General features: G+C 55.1%; 4 protein-coding genes. All 4 read right to left on the minus strand.

Annotated elements, in window-relative coordinates; genetic code table 11:
• Positions 1-424: hypothetical protein (locus PsB1_RS11700; RefSeq protein ID WP_284361808.1), on the minus strand; the 424-nt coding region annotated here is incomplete at its 3' end.
• A gap of 33 nt (positions 425-457) precedes the next feature.
• Positions 458-613, minus strand: coding sequence for a hypothetical protein (locus PsB1_RS11705; RefSeq protein ID WP_284361810.1), 156 nt, complete (start codon positions 611-613; stop codon positions 458-460).
• A 385-nt stretch (positions 614-998) separates the two neighbouring features.
• Positions 999-1,478, minus strand: a complete 480-nt coding sequence (locus PsB1_RS11710) for an SMI1/KNR4 family protein (RefSeq protein WP_284361812.1) — start codon at positions 1,476-1,478, stop codon at positions 999-1,001.
• Positions 1,478-3,145, minus strand: a 1,668-nt coding sequence (locus PsB1_RS11715; protein WP_284361814.1) for an HNH endonuclease, incomplete at its 5' end; no start/stop codon positions are given. The genes PsB1_RS11710 and PsB1_RS11715, both read right to left, overlap by 1 nt.

Here is a 3,145-nt window from a genome sequence, read left to right on the forward strand (position 1 = left end):
TCTTGCCAATATTGCCAAGGTCGCGGGACGAGCCGTCCCCAGAAAGCGGCTTGGCACCGATCGCGCCACGCATGCCATGCCCTACCGCCGACCCAACACCAGCGGCCGCAACCGCTGCCCAGCTGAACTTATCTTGCAGGCCCATCGTGACGGCGATGCCTTGGCTGATTGCGTTGGTGGCCGCACCACGAATTGCGGCCCCTACCATAGACTGAGCAGGTCCCGCTATGCTCGACACAGCACCCCCAACACCGCCGCTGATCGCGGCCAGTGCGACGCCTTTCCAGTCAAACTTCTCTTGTATCCCCGTCGCCACACCAAAAGCTTGGGAGACAATAGAGCCTGCTGCTGCTGCCATAGCACCCCCAGCAATAACAGCGGCGGCGGTCGTGCCAGAGGTGGTGGTGCGTAGACTTAGCGTCATCGGGCAGGCTTTAGATCAAGGACTTGGAACGGTTCAAGGGCGCGCACGCTGCGTCATCACAGCCCCAGCCGCATAACTCTCCGCCACAACCGACAGCTTGAAATCGTCAGAAAAGCGACGCCGAAGACCCGTCTCCACAACATCAAGCCGACGCCCATATCCTGCTGCTATCGTCTGTAACGTCTCCATACGCACAGTACCTAGCCCAGTTCATACCTCAACGGTATGTGGCCCTCGGCGAATGGATACGTTCAGGCCATCGTACTTGTACCAGTACTCCTCGGTGACCGTGCCTCCCAGCGTCTGGTTGGCATTGATTTTCGCATGGGTCGATACCGTGCGCCGCACATTGCCTGAATTGAGTCACGAGGTGTGGGGTGCCGGGCTAGGCCCTGAGCGAGGAGCTAGGTCTTGGAACTCGGCTATTGGCCTGAGCTAGCAGCGTCAATTACGGGGTTGTTGCACCTATTGCCGTAATTCCGTCGCATTTCTCTTCGACGCAGATAACAGGTTACCCCGCAGAGGGAACCGTTCCATTTGTCTTGGTTTCGCCAAAATTGTAGCTCCAAAACACTCAGTCACCAAACTGCTTCAAAAAATCAGGATCTATCCAAGCACTCTTAACCTGCCCCGGCGCGAGTTTAATGGTCGAGACATCAAAGGGTTCGATCATATCCAAGAATTCGTCAAAACTATCTGCGAGCTTCGATATTCGACCCTCAACTTCATGATCCCAGAAGAAAATGCCCCCCCCCTGATCCTGATCGAGAAGCACGTAGTTCCCACCCTCAGAGGATGCGATAGGATAAGCGTGTGGACTAATGTCATCTATGTATTCCCGTTCACGTATGACATTTTCGATTGGTATGAACTCGGTTACGCCGCCCACATGCGCTACACCATCGACAGGGAATGAATTCACATCGGGATCGGCGCCGTTGTTGGCTTCAATGAACCTACGGAACTGACCGTCCAACGGTTGCCCGATCACCGCTTCGACAGCGGCTATATCGCTGCCGGCAGCTTGCCGTCCGCCCTTCAAACCAACCTTCATCAGTCAAAGCCTCCATTCCTAATCACAGCCGCGCCGCCCGTATGTCTTACCGAGTTATGGGTAGCTTTCGGGATGAGTTGCATCGTAAAGCCGTCTTCAACGTGATGCCAGACGTATCCCTTGGGCGTGCTTTTCAAGCCGACAGCAGCATTAGCTAGCGCAGCATCGGTGCGATGGACCCCCGTCAAGCCTTCAACGCCGACCTCTGCCTTCGCATAGGGTCTGAAGTCAGGGAAGCCTTGCTCCGTGAACCGCACACCTGACGGGTGAACTTGCCCAGCATACTTGTTGTTGATCGGCGGTTTACCACCGATCTTGGGGATGAGCGAGCCCCCAACACTCTTTGCGACACCACCCTCACCCCCCAAAACCCGTCCGCCAAGCCCGGCAACCCGTCCAACCAGCGCGCCGACGCCTTCGCCAAGGATGGTTTGACCCATCATATCGACTGCGGCACCTTGCATATCTGGTATCATCGCGCTAAGGCCGCTACCCAAGGCAGACTGGGACAAGCCAGAGGCGGCGATCCCGCGTTCAAACGGATCGCCGCCACGCATGGCAGCATTTAGCCTAGATTTAAATGCACTAAATGCCCCTTTGGCATTGAATGGATCATTTAGTTTTGGCGCAAATATATTCCCAAGCGTACCAAATTGGTTGGGCGAAGGGTTGTTCATTCTGGCAAATGAAGGGTTGTTCATTCTGGCAAATGAAGAGTTGTTCATTCTGGCAAATACCGTTTGCACAGAAGATGGCGCGCGTGGATTTTCAGTGCGCGTATTGCCAATTCTAATCCCGTTCTTGATCGCCGAGTTCAGATTGTACAAATCTTGTTCGTAGTTTTCTCTGAAGATATCCCACTTTGTTTTTGGGGCTTGCTTATTGGCATACACCTTGATGACTTCGGGTGCGGCGTCGGTCATGACCGAATTGTATGTGTTATTAGCCAGTTGAGTGAGCTTATCCCCACCCCCATTAAAGTTTAAGGACGCGAGGCCATCAACGATCATATTGCCAACCACACTGGGCAATGCCGCCATCACATTGTCACCAAAGTCACTGCCGTCGATTAATGATCGCGTGGCTGCATTGGCGACCGCTGTTGCCATCGACACCACTTGCTTTGTCGTCTGGGCGGATGCTGATCTCAAGATCGAACTGTTGCCAACGCCATGCCCAACCCCACCCCCAACGCCTGCTGCCGCAACCGCTGCCCAGCTGAATTTATCCTGCAGGCCCATCGTGACGGCAATCGCCTGTGTGGTTGCGTTGGCGGCCACATTTTCGAGCACCGCACCAAGGATGCCTGAGCCAAACTTACCAGCCATGCCACCGCTAACGGCGTTAGTAATGAAGGCCAGTGCCACGGCCTTCCAGTCAAACTTCTCTTGTATCCCCGTCGCCACACCAAAAGCTTGGGAGACGGTTGAGCCAATAGCAGCCGCGGTCGCGTAACTGGCTGCAGTCGCTGCTGCGGCCGCACTGGCACCCATTTTAGCAAACACTTGTAAAAAGAATTCTTTAGTGGCCCCTTTTGTTGCAATCGTCACCACCACAGCAATCACCACCAACAAAATCTGGCCAAGCCCACCACATTTTTTCTTCTTCGGCGGGGTGGCTTGGGGGGCTTGGGGGGTTTCTGGGGTGGAGGGGGTGACATCGCCCAG

This window comes from Candidatus Phycosocius spiralis, assembly GCF_030158815.1.
In the GTDB taxonomy this organism is placed as follows: domain Bacteria; phylum Pseudomonadota; class Alphaproteobacteria; order Caulobacterales; family Aquidulcibacteraceae; genus Aquidulcibacter; species Aquidulcibacter spiralis.